This is a genomic window from Pirellula sp. SH-Sr6A (assembly GCF_001610875.1).
In the GTDB taxonomy this organism is placed as follows: Bacteria; Planctomycetota; Planctomycetia; order Pirellulales; family Pirellulaceae; genus JBKCUI01.
Genome location: NZ_CP011272.1, coordinates 1,311,623 through 1,330,706 on the forward strand (window position 1 = coordinate 1,311,623; position 19,084 = coordinate 1,330,706).

22 protein-coding genes are annotated in these 19,084 nt (G+C 52.3%); 10 read left to right on the forward strand and 12 right to left on the reverse strand.

From position 1 onward, the window contains the following. Nucleotides 1–216: 216 nt before the first annotated feature. Entirely contained in the window at nucleotides 217–1,134 is a 918-nt protein-coding gene (locus tag VN12_RS04990; RefSeq protein WP_146675791.1) for an SDR family oxidoreductase, read from the reverse strand. A gap of 500 nt (nucleotides 1,135–1,634) precedes the next feature. Between VN12_RS04990 and VN12_RS04995 the strand changes: the two genes are divergently transcribed. Continuing rightward, complete coding sequence (locus VN12_RS04995; protein ID WP_146675792.1) at nucleotides 1,635–2,570, forward strand: manganese catalase family protein; 936 nt, start codon at nucleotides 1,635–1,637, stop codon at nucleotides 2,568–2,570. Between the two features lie 171 nt (nucleotides 2,571–2,741). On the opposite strand, the gene VN12_RS05000 is transcribed toward VN12_RS04995, so the two are convergent. Both VN12_RS05000 and VN12_RS05005 read right to left on the reverse strand, forming a co-directional pair. Continuing rightward, nucleotides 2,742–3,752: an NADP-dependent oxidoreductase gene (locus VN12_RS05000; protein WP_146675793.1), complete on the reverse strand. Its 1,011-nt coding sequence runs from the start codon at nucleotides 3,750–3,752 to the stop codon at nucleotides 2,742–2,744. A 139-nt stretch (nucleotides 3,753–3,891) separates the two neighbouring features. Beyond that, on the reverse strand, nucleotides 3,892–4,728 hold the full coding sequence (locus tag VN12_RS05005) for an oxidoreductase (protein ID WP_146675794.1): 837 nt from the start codon (nucleotides 4,726–4,728) through the stop codon (nucleotides 3,892–3,894). 150 nt (nucleotides 4,729–4,878) lie between these two features. Between VN12_RS05005 and VN12_RS05010 the strand changes: the two genes are divergently transcribed. From VN12_RS05010 to VN12_RS26760, 5 genes are all read left to right on the forward strand, one after another. Further along, nucleotides 4,879–5,469 carry a TetR/AcrR family transcriptional regulator gene (locus tag VN12_RS05010; protein ID WP_146675795.1) on the forward strand — a complete coding sequence of 197 codons (591 nt, stop codon included), beginning with the start codon at nucleotides 4,879–4,881 and terminating at the stop codon, nucleotides 5,467–5,469. 64 nt (nucleotides 5,470–5,533) lie between these two features. Beyond that, the gene (locus VN12_RS05015) at nucleotides 5,534–5,719 is read left to right on the forward strand and encodes a hypothetical protein (RefSeq protein WP_146675796.1); all 186 of its coding nucleotides are present in this window, start codon (nucleotides 5,534–5,536) and stop codon (nucleotides 5,717–5,719) included. A 125-nt stretch (nucleotides 5,720–5,844) separates the two neighbouring features. After that, complete coding sequence (locus VN12_RS05020) at nucleotides 5,845–6,726, forward strand: RNA polymerase sigma factor (protein ID WP_146675797.1); 882 nt, start codon at nucleotides 5,845–5,847, stop codon at nucleotides 6,724–6,726. 67 nt (nucleotides 6,727–6,793) lie between these two features. After that, complete coding sequence (locus tag VN12_RS05025) at nucleotides 6,794–7,543, forward strand: SDR family NAD(P)-dependent oxidoreductase (RefSeq protein WP_146675798.1); 750 nt, start codon at nucleotides 6,794–6,796, stop codon at nucleotides 7,541–7,543. Nucleotides 7,544–7,600: 57 nt separating this feature from the next. Continuing rightward, nucleotides 7,601–7,882, forward strand: coding sequence for a DUF1330 domain-containing protein (locus VN12_RS26760; RefSeq protein WP_409994271.1), 282 nt, complete (start codon nucleotides 7,601–7,603; stop codon nucleotides 7,880–7,882). Between the two features lie 175 nt (nucleotides 7,883–8,057). On the opposite strand, the gene VN12_RS05035 is transcribed toward VN12_RS26760, so the two are convergent. The 7 genes from VN12_RS05035 to VN12_RS05065 form a co-directional block, all read right to left on the reverse strand. Beyond that, nucleotides 8,058–8,303: a hypothetical protein gene (locus tag VN12_RS05035; protein ID WP_146675800.1), complete on the reverse strand. Its 246-nt coding sequence runs from the start codon at nucleotides 8,301–8,303 to the stop codon at nucleotides 8,058–8,060. Nucleotides 8,304–8,433: 130 nt separating this feature from the next. After that, nucleotides 8,434–8,775: an ArsR/SmtB family transcription factor gene (locus VN12_RS05040; protein WP_205855193.1), complete on the reverse strand. Its 342-nt coding sequence runs from the start codon at nucleotides 8,773–8,775 to the stop codon at nucleotides 8,434–8,436. Beyond that, nucleotides 8,762–9,223 (reverse strand): SRPBCC family protein, encoded by a 462-nt coding sequence (locus tag VN12_RS05045; protein ID WP_146675801.1) that lies wholly within the window; start codon nucleotides 9,221–9,223, stop codon nucleotides 8,762–8,764. Before VN12_RS05045 ends, VN12_RS05040 begins: the two co-directional genes overlap by 14 nt. Nucleotides 9,224–9,569: 346 nt before the next feature. Next, the gene (locus tag VN12_RS05050) at nucleotides 9,570–10,871 is read right to left on the reverse strand and encodes a sensor histidine kinase (protein WP_168164228.1); all 1,302 of its coding nucleotides are present in this window, start codon (nucleotides 10,869–10,871) and stop codon (nucleotides 9,570–9,572) included. A 103-nt stretch (nucleotides 10,872–10,974) separates the two neighbouring features. Then, the gene (locus tag VN12_RS05055) at nucleotides 10,975–11,625 is read right to left on the reverse strand and encodes a response regulator transcription factor (RefSeq protein ID WP_146675803.1); all 651 of its coding nucleotides are present in this window, start codon (nucleotides 11,623–11,625) and stop codon (nucleotides 10,975–10,977) included. A gap of 86 nt (nucleotides 11,626–11,711) precedes the next feature. Beyond that, nucleotides 11,712–12,503 (reverse strand): OB-fold nucleic acid binding domain-containing protein, encoded by a 792-nt coding sequence (locus VN12_RS05060; protein ID WP_205855194.1) that lies wholly within the window; start codon nucleotides 12,501–12,503, stop codon nucleotides 11,712–11,714. A gap of 788 nt (nucleotides 12,504–13,291) precedes the next feature. After that, entirely contained in the window at nucleotides 13,292–14,203 is a 912-nt protein-coding gene (locus VN12_RS05065) for a LysR substrate-binding domain-containing protein (RefSeq protein WP_146675805.1), read from the reverse strand. A gap of 132 nt (nucleotides 14,204–14,335) precedes the next feature. On the opposite strand from VN12_RS05065, the gene VN12_RS05070 reads away from it, so the two are divergent. The 3 genes from VN12_RS05070 (at nucleotide 14,336) to VN12_RS05080 (ending at nucleotide 16,625) form a co-directional block, all read left to right on the forward strand. Beyond that, the gene (locus VN12_RS05070) at nucleotides 14,336–15,427 is read left to right on the forward strand and encodes an alkene reductase (protein ID WP_146675806.1); all 1,092 of its coding nucleotides are present in this window, start codon (nucleotides 14,336–14,338) and stop codon (nucleotides 15,425–15,427) included. 66 nt (nucleotides 15,428–15,493) lie between these two features. Then, a complete protein-coding gene (locus tag VN12_RS05075) occupies nucleotides 15,494–15,937 on the forward strand; it encodes a DMT family transporter (protein ID WP_146675807.1) in 444 nt (147 codons plus the stop codon). Between the two features lie 190 nt (nucleotides 15,938–16,127). Continuing rightward, nucleotides 16,128–16,625: a DinB family protein gene (locus VN12_RS05080; RefSeq protein ID WP_146675808.1), complete on the forward strand. Its 498-nt coding sequence runs from the start codon at nucleotides 16,128–16,130 to the stop codon at nucleotides 16,623–16,625. 410 nt (nucleotides 16,626–17,035) lie between these two features. Here VN12_RS05080 and VN12_RS05085 read toward each other — a convergent pair whose 3' ends face one another. Continuing rightward, nucleotides 17,036–17,407, reverse strand: coding sequence for a type II toxin-antitoxin system RelE/ParE family toxin (locus tag VN12_RS05085; protein ID WP_146675809.1), 372 nt, complete (start codon nucleotides 17,405–17,407; stop codon nucleotides 17,036–17,038). 5 nt (nucleotides 17,408–17,412) lie between these two features. Further along, complete coding sequence (locus tag VN12_RS05090; RefSeq protein ID WP_146675810.1) at nucleotides 17,413–17,712, reverse strand: type II toxin-antitoxin system ParD family antitoxin; 300 nt, start codon at nucleotides 17,710–17,712, stop codon at nucleotides 17,413–17,415. A gap of 941 nt (nucleotides 17,713–18,653) precedes the next feature. Here VN12_RS05090 and VN12_RS05095 point away from each other — a divergent pair. Then, nucleotides 18,654–18,893 (forward strand): hypothetical protein, encoded by a 240-nt coding sequence (locus VN12_RS05095; protein ID WP_146675811.1) that lies wholly within the window; start codon nucleotides 18,654–18,656, stop codon nucleotides 18,891–18,893. The last annotated feature ends 191 nt before the right edge of the window (nucleotides 18,894–19,084 follow it).

Consider the following 19,084-nt stretch of genomic DNA (forward strand, 5'->3'; position numbering starts at 1 on the left):
TATTCGACAAGATCATGGCAATCGTCAAAGTCATCGAGCGCACAACCGATGCTTGCGGTGGCCCACTTAGTATGCGAACCATCCCGTCGCTCGCGATTGCACTATGGAGCGATCTCTCCAGCACCCCCTCTATTCGTCTTGGCTCCCGAAAAGCGCGCTGACGCAGCCACCCTCGAGAACAACGATGCGTCGTGGGTTAGTTGATTTGCAAGGCCACTAAACTGGCGTCTTTCCACCCGTGCAGCCAAAGACTTCGGCGGTCACGTAACTCGATTCGGGACATGCCAACCATACGAACAACGGAGCCAATTCGATAGGCTGAGCAGGGCGGCCAAACAGCGTATCTGCACCAAAGTTCTGGAACGTTTCTGACGGCATCGTCGACGGTATGAAGGGCGTCCAAACCGGTCCCGGTGCGACGGCGTTGACCCGCACGCCTCGCTCCATCGCGAATTTCGCTAAGGCCTTGGTCATTCCAATCAAAGCGGACTTGGACGTGGCGTAAGGGAGTAACATGTCCGACGGATTGTAGCCTTGAATGGAAACGGTATTGATGATGCTCCCGCCTGGCTTGATGTGCTGGAGCGCCGCACGCGACAACCAAAACGGTGCGTAGATATTCGTCTTGAAAACTCGATCGAAAACTTCCGTAGAAAACTCCTCCAGCGTTTCGGCCGTATCCTGAAACGCTGCGTTATTCACCAAAATATCCACGCTGCCTAACTCGGAAATGGTGTTTTGGATGATTTGCTCGCAGAACGATTCTTCTCGCAAGTCTCCTGCGATTGCAATCCCTTTCACCCCCGCTTCCGACACCAACTCGATCGTCGAGTTCGCGTCATCGCTCTCGGATAGATAGTTGATGGCCACGTTCGCCCCCTCGCGAGCGTAACAAATCGCAATCGCGCGACCAATTCCACTGTCCCCTCCGGTCACCAATGCATTAAGTCCTCGCAATCGGTTGTGCCCCTGATAGCTATCCTCGCCATGATCTGGGACAGGATTCATTTCGCGATTCAGACCGGGCATCTTGATCGCCTTCTGCTTCTTGAAGGGAGGGACTGCGAAGGCGGTCCGAGGGTCGACCAGTTCGACTTCATGATCGATATGTATTGGAGTGTCTGACGTCCGCATTTCCAAGTGCTCCCTGAAGAATGGATTCGAGTCGTCCCTTGACCGACATGGCCGAGCGTAACGAAGTCTGTGGCAGAGCACGCAAAAGGTGGACCTTTAACAACAATTGCCAGTGTGTCCAGTTCCTCCGATATGGACGGGTGGGCCCGCACATGAAACAAACCTGCTGAAGCTAAGTCTCAATGGCGATCGTTCATTATCCTCCCACAAAAGTTTCAAGCCCGATTCGATATGCTGATGGGTCACCATCCTGCATGCATGCTGAACCACCATTATTGGCTGCTCACGTTCCCCTCTGGAAGATACGGGTCCAGCGCGAAAGTAGACTCTCAGTAGATGGAGGTAGGGCGATATCGTTCACTCTCAGACAAATTCTTGTTTAGCTGGCTATCCACGCTGAAGGATGCCCTTCACGACGGAATGCAATTTGCGGCGAACGGAACGGTCATCCTTCCTTACTCTGATGAGTATCTCCGTTCCATTCCGTTGAGGAAAAAGAGATGTTTCAGCACGTAAAGGACCTGCAGTTTAACGTTCGAGTTACCGAACCCGATCCCAAGTTTGCGAATCTTCTCTTAGAGCAATTTGGCGGCGGGAATGGAGAACTCAAGGCAGCATTGCAATACTTCATCCAGGCCTTTGGATGCCGTCATGCGTACCCAGACAAGTACGATCTACTGATGGATATTGCGACGGAGGAATTCAGTCATTTAGAGATCGTGGGCGCGACGATCACGCTGCTCCTGGACGGTGTGAGCAGTGAGTTGAAGGGAGCAGCCGAGGGTAATTTGGTGGCTCAAATGGGATCGCGTTCCATCAAGACGAAAGACGTGATCGCTCAAGCCATTGAGAACCCGCACTTCTTATTGGAATCCGGCGGCGGCCCCCTGCTCACCGATTGTCGAGGCGTACCCTGGACGGGGTCATTCATCAATGCGAACGGAGACTTAACGGTCGACCTTCGATCCAATATTGGAGCTGAATCCAGAGCGAAAATCGTCTACGAGAATCTGCTCAAATTCACAGACGATCCGTACGTTCATGAGACTCTTCGTTTTCTCATGACGCGTGAAATCGCCCACTTCCAACAATTCGCAGCAGCGTTAGAAACGATCCAGCCGAATTTCCCGCCCGCGAATTTCCAAGGGGATGTTCGATTCACGCACAGCTACTTCAACATGTCACAAGGCGAGGATGCACGTGGCCCCTGGAACGAGGGAAATGGCCCTTGGCCAGAGGACGAATGCTGGGAGTACATCGACGACCCGCAGGCGCAAGTGAAAGAAACCAACGGGCAAGAGCTCCAGGTTGCAGAAGGAAACTCTCGGGACCCCAAGGTCGAGAAAAAGTTGGAAAAGCAGTTGGTCAAACAACGCAGTACCGAAGTGAAACGAGAGTCGGATGAGCAACCACTGCAATGGTCCGTCCATGCATAATGCGTTTTGACGGCCTGGCCTTCTGTGAGCTCGTCGCATGCAAATGTCGAGCTCAAGCATGTGGCTTGCAGAAGGCTTGGCCCCGGGCCCTACTGCCGATGAACGGCATTCAAAACCGTGAACCTCCGCTTGCGAAGTCCTGTTTACATGTTGCCATGGATGCACCCGTGCTTAGACGTTACTCGCAATTTCAACGACAACCTTGCCCTTGGCCCGGCCCGTCTCCAGATGGGCCAGCGCCTCGTTCGCTTTTTCGAATGCAAATGTTTTGGCTATCACCGGTCGCACACGTCCACCGGCGAGTAGATTGCTGATCTCGCCCAGTTGTTCACCGTCAGGCTGGACAAACAAGAATGAATACTCGGCGCCGTGAATTCTTCCCAGCCGAATGATCTTGCGACTTAGCAGTCCGAAAACGAATCGCATGAGAAAGTTCATCCCGCGTGCTTGAGCGAATACCCGGTCCGGTGGGCCGACGAGGGAAATGATCTTACCGCCAGGTCGTAGAATCCTCACCGATTTTTCAATCGCATCGCCCCTTATTGTCCCTAGTACTACGTCGTAGTTTTTCAGCACATCTTCGAACGCTTGTTTCGTGTAATCAACGATCTCGTCGGCTCCCAGGCTACGAACCAAGTCGACATTTCCTGTGCTGGTTGTCGTTCCGACGGTCGCTCCGAGATGTTTGGCAAGTTGGATTGCGAACGTTCCGATACCCCCAGAGCCCGCCGGTATGAATACTCTTTGACCGGGCTGGAGATTCGCACGTACCTTCAACGCCTGCCATGATGTGAGCCCAACCATGGGAATCGACGCAGCTTCGATAAAACTGAGATTCGAGGGCTTGAATGCTACGACGTCGTCGGGCACCGCTGCAAACTCGGCGAGAGCGCCCATGCCAATATCAAAGGTGCTTGCAAAAACCGCATCGCCTGGTTTGAACCGCGTTACGCGGACGCCTACTTCAACAACCACCCCCGCCAAATCGCTGCCCAGCGTGCAGGGCAATGGCAACGAAATGATCGGCTTGAACACTCCTTTTGGAATCATGGTGTCAATGGGGTTCAATCCGGCCGCGTGCACTTGGACGATTACTTCATCCGGTTTGGGAACAGGCCGAGGAATATCGGCAAAGCGGATATTATTGATCTTGCCATATCGACTCAGCACGAGTGCTTTCATGTTTCTCTGCTTTTCCAAGGAGACAATTAGAATCGGCAGGCGTCTTCTTTCGTGTACTTGACGCAGTACACGCACTACCTGGATGATGCGTAAGCGAATTGATCTGAAATAGGGAGTGAGGTTACTCCTACGAGAGAACCTACCGTCTCCTTAATGCGTTGAGTCCCATTTGCTTGCGAAGAGCCGCGTCCAACAGTCGGGCCGGCGCAAAACTGCTAAACAAACGGAGTTTTCTGGCTTCTCTGCCAACGGTGTAACGAAGATGCGGCCGTGCGGCGGTCGCAGCTTTCAGCACAACTGCAGCAACTTCGCTGGGGCTATCTCCCTTCTCGATCATTGCGGTCAATCGTTTGCCAACTATCTCGCGTCCCTCTCGGTAGACCTCCAGATGCGAATCAGCTTTCCATGCATTCGCATCAATTTGTGTATTGGTCCCAGCAGGCTCTATCACGACAACTCGGATACCCAGTGTTCGGATCTCATGATCAAGCGATTGTGAATAACCTTCCACCGCGTGTTTTGAAGCGCTGTAAAACGCCATGAACGGAGCAGGTAGAAATCCGACGATGGAGCCAATATTGATGATACGACCACTCTGTTGATCGCGCATTTGAGGCAGGACCGCACGGTTCATGCGAACGATCCCAAAGAAATTCGTGTCGAACAACGCCTGAACTTGTGCGATCGAACTTTCCTCCGCTCCTGCCGTCGCTAGGCTGAACCCTGCGTTATTGACCAACAAGTCGATTCGTCCTTCGCGCCGAATCACTTCACTTACGGCCGCATTGACCGAATCGTCGTTGGTCACATCCAAAGGAAGCATCTCGAATGGCTGAGCACCCGAAGAGCCCCCCCGTCTGCTCGTTCCGAAAGCCTTATAACCAACCTTCGCCAGCAACTCAGCTGTCGCTTTTCCAATTCCTGAGGATGCACCTGTTACGAGGGCGACTCTTACGTTCTCACCTTGTTTCGTCACGTCAGACCTCGATATCTGGATGTTCAAAATTTCACCAGAAGACGCCCGCCGTTTACATGACGCCCGTCATCTATAGCATAGATTACGGCCATCATGTATAATGTCAACGGCGAAACGATCGATTTTTCCAGTAACGAGGATTTCCAACGGATGAGAGTCAGCAGGGAACAAGCCGCCCTAAATAGGGGGCGAATCATCGATGTGGCATCGAAACTATTCCGTGAACGAGGATTCGATGGCGTTGGCGTCGCCGACTTGATGAAGGCCGCCGGCTTAACCCACGGAGGTTTCTACGGGAACTTTGCGTCAAAAGAGGATTTGATCGAACAAGCGTGCTCGAGAGCTCTTCAAAAGTCACAGGACATCCTCAACCAAACGGTGGAGCTTGGCGGAAAGGACGCGTTGGGCGCCATAGCGGAGAGATATCTATCGACAACGCATCGAGACCATCCCGGAGAGGGCTGCGTGATAGCAGCGTTAGGTACGGAAGTGGCGCGAAACAGCTCTCCCGTTCGCGCTGCGTTTACAAAGGCCATTCGTTCTGCCATTGAGGTGCTATCAACACTGATACCCACAAAATCCAAACGATTGAAAAGAGAACGAGCTCTAGCCGTCTACTCAAGTCTCGTAGGCGCATTGGTGCTAGCTCGAGCTGTCGATGATCAAGAACTCTCGACAGAGATACTTGAAGCGACGCTGGCGTCAATCCATTCTCTCCATCCGAGCTCAAACGCAGAGTGAATTTCAATTGCCTTCCCAAAAATGTATCCAAGCCTGTTCTAGAAAGTGCGAGGGATTGAATACCATGGATCTACGTCGCTTCGATGACGCGAAGATGCACTCGATCTGTTGCGTCCTCTCTACCGATTGCCATCGATTCTCCAATAAACTGGAATCAATCGCGCAGGGAACCGGCACAACTGAATTCCATGGAAGCTCGGAAATTCATTTCTTTGTCCGGGCCATCCTGGATGGGGAATTCTTTGAATAAACCGAGAACTGATGATTTCTTCCCCCCAATCACGGCTTGCTCTGTCACGGTCTGCAAAAATTGGTGTCCAAGGATCGACCGACGTTTTATCCCCTTGGGCTCATAAAGTGTGAAGGATAGAAAAGATGCACAACCCGTTTGCAGAGGCCGTCGACGAGTCGACCGATTGGGAATTGATTGAACAGTCGAAGAGCGGAAACCAAGCTGCGCTCGAAAAACTGATTCTTCGTCATCAAGCCTGGATTTACAACATTGCGGTGCGCATGGTCTTCCATCCTCATGATGCCGAAGAAGTCACTCAGGAGGTCCTCGTCAAAGCGATCACAGGGCTGAGCACGTTTCATGGCGAGAGCAAGTTTCGAACTTGGCTCTATCGGATCACCTCGAATCACATTTTGAACATGAAACGCCGCGGTGCTGATCGCGAGAGCTTCACTTTTTCAAGCTATGCGGATGCAATCAACGGAACACCTGATCTCAATCTTCCAGATCCGAAGTCGGTGCCTGTGGATGTGCCACTCTTGGTGGAAGAAGCGAAGATCTCTTGCACCATGGGCATGCTTCTGTGCCTCGATCGAAGACAACGACTGATATTTGTCCTGGCTGAAATATTTGGCGTTAGCGACTCGGTCGGTAGCGAGATCCTGGAGATGACACCCGATAACTTTCGGCAGTCACTTTCGCGAGCGCGGCGAGATTTGTACCAGTTCATGAATAACCAGTGCGGCTTGATCAATGAAAAAATCCCCTGCCGATGTCCAAAGAAGACGAGAGGGTTCATCGATGCCGGTCATGTCGATCCCCACAACATGATTTTTTCGCTACCGCGTTTGAGCCAGATACGAGAGGTAGCTGCTGATGCCTACACTCAAATCGACACGTCACTAGATCACCAACACGCGGCGATCTTTCGCGATCATCCGTTCCTCGAACCCAAGGATCAAATTTCTTGGCTTCGGAAAATGCTCGAACATCGTAGTCTTCGTGACTCATTGGATCTCAACTGAGAATTGTTTGCGTCGGGTTTGTCACAGTCCCTCCTCCATGGTGTCAAAAGGGACAGGAGGACATACCATGTCTAAATTGAACAAAAAAACAGCCTTGGTCACGGGCGCATCCAAGGGGATTGGAGCGGGTATCGCTCTAGAACTAGCCAAAGCCGGAGCATCGATAGTGGTTAACTATGCTTCTGACAAAACGGGCGCAGAAGCTACGGTTCGCTCCATCCTTGCCGAAGGCGGCGAGGCCATACCGATTCAAGGTGACGTTTCCAACGCCGTCGATGTGAAGCGCATCTTTGACCAAACCGCCAATTCATTCGGAGCGATCGATATTCTGGTCAATAATGCCGGCGTGTATCAGGCTATGGCGATCGAGGATGTTACGGAAGACGAGTTCCACCGCGAAATGCATATAAATCTGCTTGGTCCCTTGCTGATGATTCGAGAGTCGCTCAAACACTTCCGTCCTAGTGGCAGCATTATCAATATTGGCTCTGCGATTTCTCGGATGCCTGCTCCCATGTATTCGATTTATGCAGCCAGCAAGAGTGGCTTGAACGCCGTCACAATCGCTCTTGCAAAGGAGCTAGGACCGCGAGGAATAAGAGTCAACTCCATCAACCCAGGTGCAACATTAAGCGAGGGTACCAAAGAATCGGGACTCTATGGCGTCGACAGCGACTTCGAGAAACAGTTGGTTAGTATGACTCCACTGGGACGTATTGGTCCCCCCCTCGACATAGCGAGAGTGGTAGTCTTTCTGGCATCCGAAGAATCTAGTTGGCTGACAGGTGAACTCATACACGCCACAGGCGGTCTATGACCGCTCATCTTATCCATCAAAGCTCATCCATCACAGGACAATTCTATGCCTGCATACATGATATTCATTCGTGAAAAAACGATCGATCGCGCTGAACTCGAATCATATTGGTCCAAAGCTCCTGCGACACTCGAAGGTGTTCCCATCAAGGTGCTTTCCTCATATGGTCCCCATACAACTCTCGAGGGCCCCAACGTAGAAGGAGTGGTGATCGTAGAGTTCCCAAGTGTTGAGATTGCCCGCCAATGGTACGATAGCCCTGCATACCAGGATGCCGTCAACCTCCGGAAACGTGGCGCGATCTATCGTGGATGGATTGTGGAAGGTACACCAAGTTAAGGTACGCCATGTTCATCAGTGTCCCTGAGATCGACGCGGCATGACATAGAAGGCGTTCTTCCGACTTTTAGAATGGGAGCGGTCGGGCGTCCTAATCATCATGGTTGTCCTTCGTTAACAGCGAGGTCCGAGCACCTCGAGACGATTCGACCGTTGTGAGGAAACTTTGGGAAGCCTAAGTCGCCAACCACCAGCGATTCGTGACTGCATCGGAAACGATCCCACTGCTCGCGCGAGTTGGGCTCCAATCCAATGTCGGCAAATGGGAACGCAACACCCGCGGGTCGTATTTCCGACTCGCGGGCTTTTTGGTTAGGCCATGCTGAGCTTCAGTCGATTTTTGCCCAAGTACGACAACCAGTTGTTCGTGCTCAGGTAGCTCACCTGTTGCAATCAGTTGGAATAGCTCGTCGTTATCCACGGTCCGGTTCTCAGCTCGTTCTATTAAAAGATCGAGCGTTTCCCCATTCGCGCCATCAAAATAGTTGGACTGTCATTCCGATGGACTCACTGCGGGACGGCAAAGCAAGGAGCATCCATGGCTAACATCGCTATTCTTCCACGAACGATTTCAATCTTGCTAGAGCATCATCCCATTGCCGTGAGATAGCAGCGAGCGATTGCGAAGCTGCAGCCATCGTCTTTGGGTTCACCTGAAAGAGATTCTCTCGACCGCGACGAACGCCCTTGACGAGACAAGCGTCTTCGAGGATTTGCAAGTGCTTACGGATCGCTTGGCGTGTTTGTGGTCGACCTTCAGAAAGCTGGGTGATGGATGCAAGATTTGCTTCTCCCAACTGAAGTAGCAACGACAAGCGAGTATCATCACCCAAAGCAGCAAAAAGTGGCGCGTTCTTGGCAAACTGTTTCCACGTTGAACTACTTGTTTTCAAGATACTTCTCAATATTCTTCATTTGCGATTTCCACCCCCCTTCGTTCATGCGAAATGCTTCGCTACGCCGCCATTCCGGGACCGAATCGAATCCGGATTCGACCACCGTCAGAAGGGTTCCGACACCGGACGGCTCCAACTGGAACTCTACCGTGGTTGGCGCTTCATTGGAATAGTCCACATTGTGATCCACGGCATAGGGATGCCACGTGAAAGCGAAACGTGTCATGGGCTCGATTGCAACCACTTCAACCTCGAATCTGAAATGTTCGTAGCCCGGATAAGTCATTTGTCCGTATGCCTTTTTGCCAACGACAAATGGAACCTCCAGATTCACGCAGAACCACGCTCCAAATTTCTGATAGTCGGTCAGTGCTTCCCAAACGCGCGCTGGCGGAGCATTCAATTCAATCTGTCGTCTGATTTGGTCCGTGCTACTCGTCGTCATGGAAATCCTCTCTCAATGCAAGCCTAAGTTCTGTCGCGTGGTGGTCACCCCTACCCGCAACCTTTCGGTTGCATATTAATCGAATAGCGAGAGTGATTCAATAGGACACGATTGCTTGGGCTACTTTGCCTGGTAACCTGGAAAGGCTCGCTCGTGTTCTGATCAATTCGGCGCTTTGCCGCTGACTAGACCCAACCAAGGTGACGACGGACTGAGAGCTCGCGCCGACTTCCTTCGACGGATGGAGAATCGAACCGCTCCTCCCAGCTCCCACCCCAACCAACACACGTGGTCCTCCGCGTATTGTCGATCAACAGTCCGGGTACACCCGGAATGACTCTTCCACTTAGACGCATGTCTCTCGAGGAATAACAACGGTAAAAGTCGTTCCTTTCTCCGGTTCCGATTGAACACTGATTGTTCCATTATGGGCTACGACAATTTCATGAACGAGACTCAGCCCCAATCCCATTCCCATCTCAGCATGATGAGTACGGGCCTGATCGCTTTGGTAGAACCTTTCAAATAGATGAGGTAAATCGACACTGGAGATCCCAATCCCGTTGTCTTGCACTTCGATGACCGCATCTGCATCTCGAGCAAACACTCGCAGGGTGACATGACCCTGTAGCCGGTTATAGCGGATCGCGTTGGTAATCAAGTTGGTAAGCACTTGAGTAAACCTGTCGCGATCGCCGTAGATGGTCACAGGCTGTAGCTCGCACTCGATCTGAACCGAATGCGACATTGCCAGCGGCCGTAGCAATTCGATGGTATGCGCGGCGCATTGCCCCAGATCCAGGGGCTCCAAATGAAGGCAAAGCATTTGAGAATCGGCCTTAGCTAGGAAGAGTAAATCATCGGTAAGCCGCTTCATTCGGCGTGCGGATTGAAGACACATACGCAGCGAATCCTTGTATGTCTCCGTATCGCGTTCTTTGTGAAGCGTGTGCTCTGCCTGTGACAGAATGACTGCAACCGGCGTGCGCAATTCGTGCGAAGCATCGGCCACAAATCGCGTCTGTCGTTCAAGTGCCAACCTCAACCGCTCGACCAACTGATTGAGTGAATCGCTAAGCTGCAACACTTCGATCGAAGATTTCTCGTTGACGAAGAGCCTCTCGTTCAAGTTCCGATCGGTCATGCGCTGGGCCGCTTTTGCTAATTCATCGATCGGAGCAGCCACTTTCTTTGCCAACCAAATGGCAAGCAGAGCTGCACCCGCCAGACATAAAACACTGAGCCCCAGCAATCGGACAACTAGCCAAAGGAGTCCATCCCACTCCTTGGCTAACCGCCGACCGATCAAAAGTTGGCCTCGTTGCGGCGTTCGAACAATCAGATCGAGAGATCGACCGGTCGCGCGTGCGACGAAAGGATGCGGACCGCCGGAACCCGGCAGACGATCTGCAGGGACCGCATGAGCGGGGAGATCAGGCGTCGCGAATTGTATTCTGCCCATTTGATCCCACATGGCGATGTAGGCATGATCCCGTGGGGCCATACCAAATCGATGACGATACAGGTCGGAAACTTCTAACGAAGGTGAATCTGGTTGATCCTTCAGCTGCTGATTCAGCTCCTGGGCGGCGGCCAGGAGGTCCGATTCGGCGCGCCTGTAGGTGGCATGCAGCGATAGCGCAAACATGGATACGCTGAAAGTTGCCACAATCAGTCCTGCCAGTATCAAGTTGGCCCTGAGAATCTGCGATCGCAACTTGCAAAAGCGTCCCCGTCGAAAATGCGGTGATTTAGCTGATGACATAGCCTTGCCCCCTACGTGTCTCGATCAGCTCGGTGCCTAGTTTGCGACGCAGATACGAGATGTACACGTCGACGATATTAGACGCGGGATCATCGAGTTCATCAAATAAATGCTCGTAGATCTCACGCCTTGAGATAACCTTGCCGCGATGTACGGCAAGATATTCGAGCAGCCCAAATTCCCGAGCAGTAAGACTCACGAGCTCGTCACCCACGCATGCTTGTCGGGCACGCAGGTCGATGGTTATATTCCCAATTCGTAGACTCGATGAAGATTGTCCAGCAGAACGTCTGATCAAGGCTCTGAGCCTGGCCATCAACTCCGAGCGTTCAAACGGTTTGGCCAAGTAATCATCGGCCCCTAAATCAAGACCGCGCACTCGATCGTCGAGCCCATCTCGTGCGGACAGAATGAGAACAGGAACCTTGTGCGTCTCTCGCAGTTGACCAAGCAACTTCCAGCCGTCCAGTTTCGGCAACATCAAATCGAGTACGATTGCGTCGTAACTCCAAGTCGTCGCCTTCGCCCGACCCTCTTCGCCGTCAGCTGCAAGATCTACCGCATAGCCTTCCTCATCAAGCATCGCGTACAGCAAGCGTCGAAGCTCGGGTTGGTCCTCGATAACTAGTATTCGCATGGTGCTCTACTTAGGAATTTACCAGTTTAAACGTTTACGATTTCGTCCTGCTCTCACAGGACTTAATCGATGCAAAAAGTGAAGTATTACCGACGCTCGCTGAGCATCTTGCGAATCTCTCGGAGTTCGCGAAGAATTTCGACGTTGGTGGGCTCCTTCGAATCATCGGCCCATGTGCTGTGTTTGGGTGGCTTCGGGCCACGCTTGGGACCTTCTCGTTCAACGGTCTTACCGTTGGCACGAATGATGTCCGCGTGCAGATGAACCTCACCGTGTGGAGTTACATGGCGTCGGCCTTCGATTTCCACTTCATCGCCAACCTGTACAAGCTCCTGCAAATCACTGGATTGGTGAGGAGGAAATTTGACGATCGTCCCCTCTTGGAGCATCAAGCCATCGATGTCGCCATGTGGATTTCTCGCCAAGGCGGTCACTTTGCCTTCCACGCTCATGGACGGTTCGTCATTCTTAACCCTCTCATCATGCTTAGGGCGAGGATGGACAACGCGGACCATCTCATTGCCACATGTTAATCGATGGATCTCGAGGACTTGATCCCCCTTTGGCCTGATCTTGGTTCGGCCTTCAATCTCCACCGAATCACCGACTTTAGCAATAGCCATGATTTTCTTGGCCATGTGTGGTGGGAAGTGAACGCGATCTCCGCTATCCAGTTCCAGGCCATCTACATCGTCATGATCATTCTTGAGAAACGCCGTTATCCTCGCCTGCTTTTTCATCGTCGAACCTTCCTCTGTCGATGGAATTGCCACCTGAGCCAAAAGATCGCCTCCCCCCAATAATCCGCCAATGGTCATTCCCATTCCAACAACCAGAACTCCCCCCAGCAGAATCGGTTTTTTCCACGCTCGTCGCATCGTTTGCTCCTTTGTCATCGCGTTACCAGTGAAAGCAAACCAACAATTGGCATGCTCTGCTCACTTCAGTGTCAGAATCATAGGAGAGTAACATTAAAGGGAGATGAGACCGTTTTCCTCGCACCCAACTCCCTGCGTGGGATCCGAATCGTTCATGGCACCCCCACGCACCAACGCAGTCTTGCGCATAGAGAAGTGACGCGGTATCGGCACGCCGACGATCGCCGCTCCACGTCACGAATGCAACAGGTAAGGATTGGCAAATGCACATGCCACCCGTGGCTCGCTCACGATTGTAAAAATTCTACCTACCCTCTCTTCCTCCGCCAATTCGTGGCCAACTACGCCAAGTAGCGGCCAGACAAACTCACTGGATCCACGCCGAGTAGTCGCCTCGAGACTCATACGACTCCATCGCTATCAGTCACTCAGTCTCAATCCCCAGAAATGCTAGTGGATGGGATAGCACGAACGCCTTCTGGGCATCTCCGAGATTGGGGGGCCCTACCGCGCAAGACCGAACGAAACAGGGTTCTATCTGTGGAGCAACACGCCATCAGGGCGAGTGGACAAAGGGGATGTCGGAAAATGCATGGAATCCAAAAACATTGCCTTACCTACAAAAACCTCTTGTCCCACTGCGTAGGGTTCATCGCTCTTCAATACCGGTTCCATGCTGTTGAACCGGCGCGCCGGTGACTCTTCAGTACCCAAGACACTCGATTGAGATCGTCGGCACGATGAATGGTAACGAACCGTTCCTCACAACTGCCTGAGTATCGTTTCAGCTATTTTACATCGAAATCTGCCTTGAAGAGATGCAACTGCGAATTCACTTGCTTTCGAAACTCCGTCAACGTTGGAGAACTGCTCTGTTCGCTCCAGCACATGAGTAGCGGCACGGGATCAAGCTTGGGTGAAATCGGAATGAAAACGAGTCGATCACTCCGTAGATTCTTCACCCCCTCGGGAACAATGCTCAAGCCTTGCTCGGCAGCCACCAGCATTAAGACACTAGTCATGAGAGTTGGTGCGTTTTGAACGTGCGGCGTGAAGCCTGCATTTCGACAAGCGGAAGTGATTTGATCGTGAAGCCCGGGAGCCACACTTCGCTCAAGTAGCACGAATGGTTGATCGGCAAGCTGCTCAAGCTTGAGACGACGGTGCTTGGCTAAGCGATGAGATTCGGGCAGTACAACCACCAGTTGCTCTTCAAAGAGTTTCTGAATGGCTAGGCCTCGAGTTCCTGGAGGCAATGGTCGCGTGAAACCTACGTCGATCTCGCCTTGCTTAAAGGCCTCCAATTGTTTGTCTGGCGTAAGTTCCAGCATGCGCAACGAGACGTTAGGGAATGCCAAACGGTATCGCCGAATAAGATCGGGAAGAAACCGCATTGTCGGCGCTGTAAAAAAACCAATCGATAACTCGCCGACTTCTCCACTGGCAGCACGCAAGGCGCGGTCTTTTGCATCTTCTACCGCTACCAAGATGCGGCGAGCCTCCTCCAGGAATACAACTCCGGCCGCCGTCAATCGCACCACACGCTTCGTGCGAAACAAGAGCTGTGCTCCGATCTCACGTTCAAGGTCGGCAATTTGGGTACTCAGAGCTGGCTGTGCGACCAATTGCGTTGCCGCAGCCCGCGAGAAGTTCAGCTCGGTGGCAACGGCCACAAAGTACTTGAGATGTCTTAGTTCCATCCCTTATTTATACACGAACGCGATTACTGCAACAACAATTATGGATTTTGCGAATAGCAAAGACGGCGCTAGAATCTGACGATGTTGAACACGTACTAAAAGATGACTTCAAGTCAGAAAAGGAAACAAATCATGAGATACGACAACCCATTGTTCCAAACTTTGCGAGTAGGTGCGATTGAGCTGCCTCATCGCGTCGTGATGGCGCCGCTGACACGAGCTCGTTCGTCGAACCGCGTCCCTAACGAGCTTATGGCAGAGTACTACACTCAGCGTGCAAGCGCCGCCTTGATCATCTCGGAAGCGACAGCCATTAGTGAGCAGGGATACGGCTGGCACGGTGCACCTGGCATTTACTCTCCCGCCCAGGTCGAGGGTTGGAAAAAAATCACTAGCGCCGTGCATGCGAAGCAAGGCAAGATCTTTTTACAGCTTTGGCATATGGGGCGTGTTTCGCATCCTGACTACCAAAACGGATCGTTGCCCGTGGCTCCGAGCGCCATTGCGGCAACTGGCGAAGCGCACACGCCGACCGGAAAGAAACCGTTTGTCATTCCCCATGCGCTTACTCAATCTGAAATCGCCGCCATCATCGAGGACTATGCGATTGCGACTCGCAATGCTCGCGACGCAGGATTCGATGGCGTCGAAATCCACGCGGCCAATGGTTATTTGATCGATCAGTTTCTGCGTGATGCATCGAATCAGCGAACGGATCAGTATGGTGGAACAATTGCCAACCGTATCCGCTTTTTGCGAGAGGTCGTCTCCGCAGTAACACTTGCCTGGTCCGCCGATAGAACTGGTGTGCGACTCAGCCCGACCATGGCGGGTCAAGGGATGGCGGATAGTGACCCGATTGCTTTGTTTACTCAAGCGGCAGGGGCACTGAATGACTTTCAGTTGGCCTATCTCCATGTTGCGGAAGCGATCAAACCTGGCCGTCTGTTCAACGCGGATGCGCCACGAGTAACGCCGCACATTCGCAAAGCGTATGAGGGTGTGCTCGTCGCCAATGGCGGATACGACCGAGACTCAGCCAGCCAGGCCATTAGGGATGGAGAAGCAGACGCTATCGCTTTTGGCCAGTTGTTCATTGCGAATCCAGATCTGCCACGACGATTTAAAGAAAATCAAGCGCTCAATGCGCCCGAGGTTGCCACCTATTACTCTGTCGGCCCGCATGGATACACGGATTACCCAGAGCTCTCAGCTACTCGTTAGCCTGCCGATCGAAAAGTACGTTAAGAAACATTTTTAATCGCACCTACAAAGATATAGAGGTACGTCATGATCAAAATTCTGTTGATAGTAATGGCGTTAGTCGCGGGCTCAGCATTGCCCATTCAAGGCGGAATCAATACAAAGCTCGGCAAGACCCTGACGAGCCCGTTGCATGCAGCACTCATATCGTTTTTGATTGGAGCGGCGGGACTGCTAGTATACTGCATACTGACGAAACAACCAGTCACATGGACCGGGCTCCGGCAACTGCCAATAGGATATTTGGCTGGAGGTATCCTTGGTGCGATTTATGTCTCGATCGTGATTTTCGTTTTTCCAAAGCTAGGACCTGGGCTTACATTCAGTCTGGTTGTGGCAGGTCAGATGGTAGTAGCATTGCTGCTAGAGCACTTCAACGTGCTCGTCGCCGCCCCGCAGCCGATCAATCTTGGACGAGTTTTTGGAGTCGCCCTAGTCATAGCGGGTGTTATTCTTATGAAGCAGTACTAACGGGAGAGCTGGAAGGATCGATCTTGTTACCGCTGCCGAGCTGCTGCTGGTGGGTACCCCAACGAAACTTCTCCACCTTCAGCCATGGGTTATTCGAGCCAGAACCCGCTTGCTACTCGATCAGCGTGTTGCTCGGTGTCGCTGAATGGACCATGGTCTCTAACATGAAAATTTCCGACGAGGTTTAGCTTTGCAATCGAAACCAATTCTCATCCTGGCGAATCGTCAATGCGCTGGGCTTGTATTTCCGTTACTTGACGACTTGCGGTCCGCGGCGTTGGTTTCTCCGATTGCCGGTTCTGGCAATCATGCCCATTGGCTGTTGGGCCATTTGGTTTTTTCCGAAGGCCGTTACCGCGAGATGATGGAGGGATTTTCGAATCCCTGCCAATCGCTCCAAAACAAGTTTGGCGGAGGATCGCAGCCAGATGCCAATGCGGCTGGGTACCCGCCTTACGAAGAGCTATTGGGTCGCTTGCGATCAATGGACGAGGAGTTCATGGCTTGGCTTGATAGCACGAGTGAAGAGGAACTTGATCAAGTACTCGAGGGAGTACCTCCGCAGTTCGAGCTCTATTTTGGGACGTGGCGGCACATGTTCTTGATGCGAGCCATGCACTGGATGCACCATCGTGGCCAGCTCGCCGACTGCCGTCGCGCCGCCGGCCGACCACCGCTGATGATTTAAGCCACCACGAAATGCAGCGATGGCGTTACTCATTCCCGAGTTTTGTTTGCACGGTCATGTTTGCTCGGTCCATCTGCAAGGTGGTCCACGGAAGCGTTGACGTTGTGTTTGGTTTTCCGAACGTACTCTTGAGAGCTCGCCGCCCATGACGATTCGACTCATTCACATTGGTGAATTGAGAATGAAACGGATTCTCGATCGTGCGAACCTCACCGTCGCGAAAAGCGATAGTAAGGCCCGGACGATCGCCGGGGAATAGTGGGCTTTTGGCATTCCTAGCAGTGTGAGCCGTTCTACCACTGAAAAATGAGGAATGTGGTTGAAACATGCTTGGCCGGTTGTAAGCAGATTTCGGCCAACTCACATAGGTTGGTAAACTCGTCTCGCTTCCGGTCAGCGACACCTAAGCTTCAAGGCCGTGGCAAGTAGACTTCAGGAAGGTTCGAGGCAAGATCCATACTGTCGTGCAGCACTCGACCAATTTCAATTTGGCCCTCAGCTGTAATGCGAAGTAACAGGAAATGTCTTGGGGTGCCGACCGTGCCAACCGATTTGGCGATTCGTTGTCGACTGTGCCATGAGTGGTAGGTGCGAGCACCAGTAGCCAGTTCCTCACGCGGTACACTACCAACGCGTTCTGGATCTTCCGCAATGTCGACAATTGCCTGGGTCAACAATGCTTCATATCGCAATCTAGCTTGTTCGCCAAAGTGCTCGTGGCTCCACGCTAAGATTCTGACGATGTCTTCCTCAGCAGCCGGAGCAAGTACTACAAGTGGCATTTGGATCAACCACTCTTTCGGCTTTTGGCGAGCTTCTCTGCTTGACGGCCCAATTTCGAGATATGGGTAGCTAAATGGCTGCCGGCGTTCAGTACAACTCCTTCGCCTTGATCAAGTTGTCGAAATCCTACGTCGGCCAGTTGCTGCAACAATTCAATTCGTCGCTCATCCTCGGAGGTCCGCTGTTCAAGCAATCGCAACCCTTCTCGAACCACTTCGCTTGCGTTCTTGTACTTGCCCGAAGTCACAAGTGAGTCAACCAACTCCGAGTAGTGTTCCGTTAGGCTAATGTTCTTCGTTGCCATTTACTCTCTCTCTCCGATGGCCAAGATTGCCTGAGTTCAGTCATTGGTCCAGTTTAGCACAATTGGCAAATTTTGCCAATTGTGGACGCGATTAAACCCTCCCCGGGCGAAAACGTCATCGGGAGCATGAATGGTTGGAGAAGCCGCATCTAACGCGGCAATCGCTTGGTTAAGAAGAGACTCCCCGGATCAACCCTGATAAGGAACCTTCCCGGAGTGTCGTTGATCGCTAACCCAATACTCGCGTGGGAGTTGTGCGTTTTCAAGACCGGCCCGGTGTCTTCTTCTATGTGTCCCGCGTCACGGAATATCAGCTTAACAGTGGGGAGGTTCGATTCGAGCCAGGAGATTTCCTAGTAGTGAGGCAATTGCGTGGAAGAGCCCTTTGATCAATCTTCACCCGCCACGCCGGTGGATGCGATCTTGGAGGGACTCTGTGATCTTTTGCAGTTCCTCAAGGCTCTTACCAGAAAGGTCCGTTGCCTCTGGCTGCACACCTAGAATCGATTCGAGCATACGGATCAATTTGATCTCACCCTTGATCGCGCCTCGGATCTCGCCCCCCCGTCGTCCCTCCTGTCGCCCTTTCGTGAGCAATTGGTCTGCGACGGAGCCTGGTTCGGGCTTTACGGCCAGAATTTCGCAAATATCCCTTGGACTTCGTTTTCGCCTACGATCGGATTCACGGACATAAAATACTTCCTTATCGTGTCGAGCAACGTCGATGCCCGGTTGCCTTCGAACTGACCTGCGACGCTTCGGAAGACGTGCCTCAGCATAGCCGCCAACTCTTCATCTCTTCCGTATTTTAACAGAGTAACTGCACTTTAGGCAAAGACCTGAGAGCAATGCAAGCCTGAGCAAGAATTGCTCTTGAAACGAAAATGGCCCTCAAGGGACAAGTTAGTTACCACACATAACTGACCCCGGGAGAGCCAACGATGGCCAAGCGTAAACGATCGAATCGCCCACCGCAACTTCAGCATGGCAAAAAATCGACTCCCTCGCAGCATGACAAACGCAGCCGATTGTGCACCCCGAATCCAACACGCCGCAAAACCGAACCTGCCAGCGTGCCTTTGCTTGGAGGCATCGCGGTCGTGATTACTGCCATGCAAACGCTGATGTATGCTCGCATCGGCTTAAGAAGTGTGAAGTTTGAAATGGGGGACCAACTATGAACTCCCTCTCCGACTTCGAACTTCACAATTAAAACTACTGCGGGTTTGCAAATCGGGTGGACAAATTCGAATCACTTTCGTTCCTTCTGTCCAGCCAATGTGACTCGATTAAAAAGCAGCTTGGACTTAATACAGCTCTAAACGCGTAGGTACACTTTCATTAGCGAACGTAGTTCCTTGACAAGACAAAC

Coding starts and splice junctions, on each gene's coding strand:
- VN12_RS04990 (WP_146675791.1), bottom strand. CDS start 1,134: ATGCGGACGTCAGACACTCCAATACATATCGATCATGAAGTCGAACTG.
- VN12_RS04995 (WP_146675792.1), top strand. CDS start 1,635: ATGTTTCAGCACGTAAAGGACCTGCAGTTTAACGTTCGAGTTACCGAA.
- VN12_RS05000 (WP_146675793.1), bottom strand. CDS start 3,752: ATGAAAGCACTCGTGCTGAGTCGATATGGCAAGATCAATAATATCCGC.
- VN12_RS05010 (WP_146675795.1), top strand. CDS start 4,879: ATGAGAGTCAGCAGGGAACAAGCCGCCCTAAATAGGGGGCGAATCATC.
- VN12_RS05015 (WP_146675796.1), top strand. CDS start 5,534: ATGGATCTACGTCGCTTCGATGACGCGAAGATGCACTCGATCTGTTGC.
- VN12_RS05020 (WP_146675797.1), top strand. CDS start 5,845: ATGCACAACCCGTTTGCAGAGGCCGTCGACGAGTCGACCGATTGGGAA.
- VN12_RS05025 (WP_146675798.1), top strand. CDS start 6,794: ATGTCTAAATTGAACAAAAAAACAGCCTTGGTCACGGGCGCATCCAAG.
- VN12_RS26760 (WP_409994271.1), top strand. CDS start 7,601: ATGATATTCATTCGTGAAAAAACGATCGATCGCGCTGAACTCGAATCA.
- VN12_RS05045 (WP_146675801.1), bottom strand. CDS start 9,223: ATGACGACGAGTAGCACGGACCAAATCAGACGACAGATTGAATTGAAT.
- VN12_RS05050 (WP_168164228.1), bottom strand. CDS start 10,871: ATGTTTGCGCTATCGCTGCATGCCACCTACAGGCGCGCCGAATCGGAC.
- VN12_RS05055 (WP_146675803.1), bottom strand. CDS start 11,625: ATGCGAATACTAGTTATCGAGGACCAACCCGAGCTTCGACGCTTGCTG.
- VN12_RS05060 (WP_205855194.1), bottom strand. CDS start 12,503: ATGCGACGAGCGTGGAAAAAACCGATTCTGCTGGGGGGAGTTCTGGTT.
- VN12_RS05065 (WP_146675805.1), bottom strand. CDS start 14,203: ATGGAACTAAGACATCTCAAGTACTTTGTGGCCGTTGCCACCGAGCTG.
- VN12_RS05070 (WP_146675806.1), top strand. CDS start 14,336: ATGAGATACGACAACCCATTGTTCCAAACTTTGCGAGTAGGTGCGATT.
- VN12_RS05075 (WP_146675807.1), top strand. CDS start 15,494: ATGATCAAAATTCTGTTGATAGTAATGGCGTTAGTCGCGGGCTCAGCA.
- VN12_RS05085 (WP_146675809.1), bottom strand. CDS start 17,407: ATGCCACTTGTAGTACTTGCTCCGGCTGCTGAGGAAGACATCGTCAGA.
- VN12_RS05090 (WP_146675810.1), bottom strand. CDS start 17,712: ATGGCAACGAAGAACATTAGCCTAACGGAACACTACTCGGAGTTGGTT.
- VN12_RS05095 (WP_146675811.1), top strand. CDS start 18,654: ATGGCCAAGCGTAAACGATCGAATCGCCCACCGCAACTTCAGCATGGC.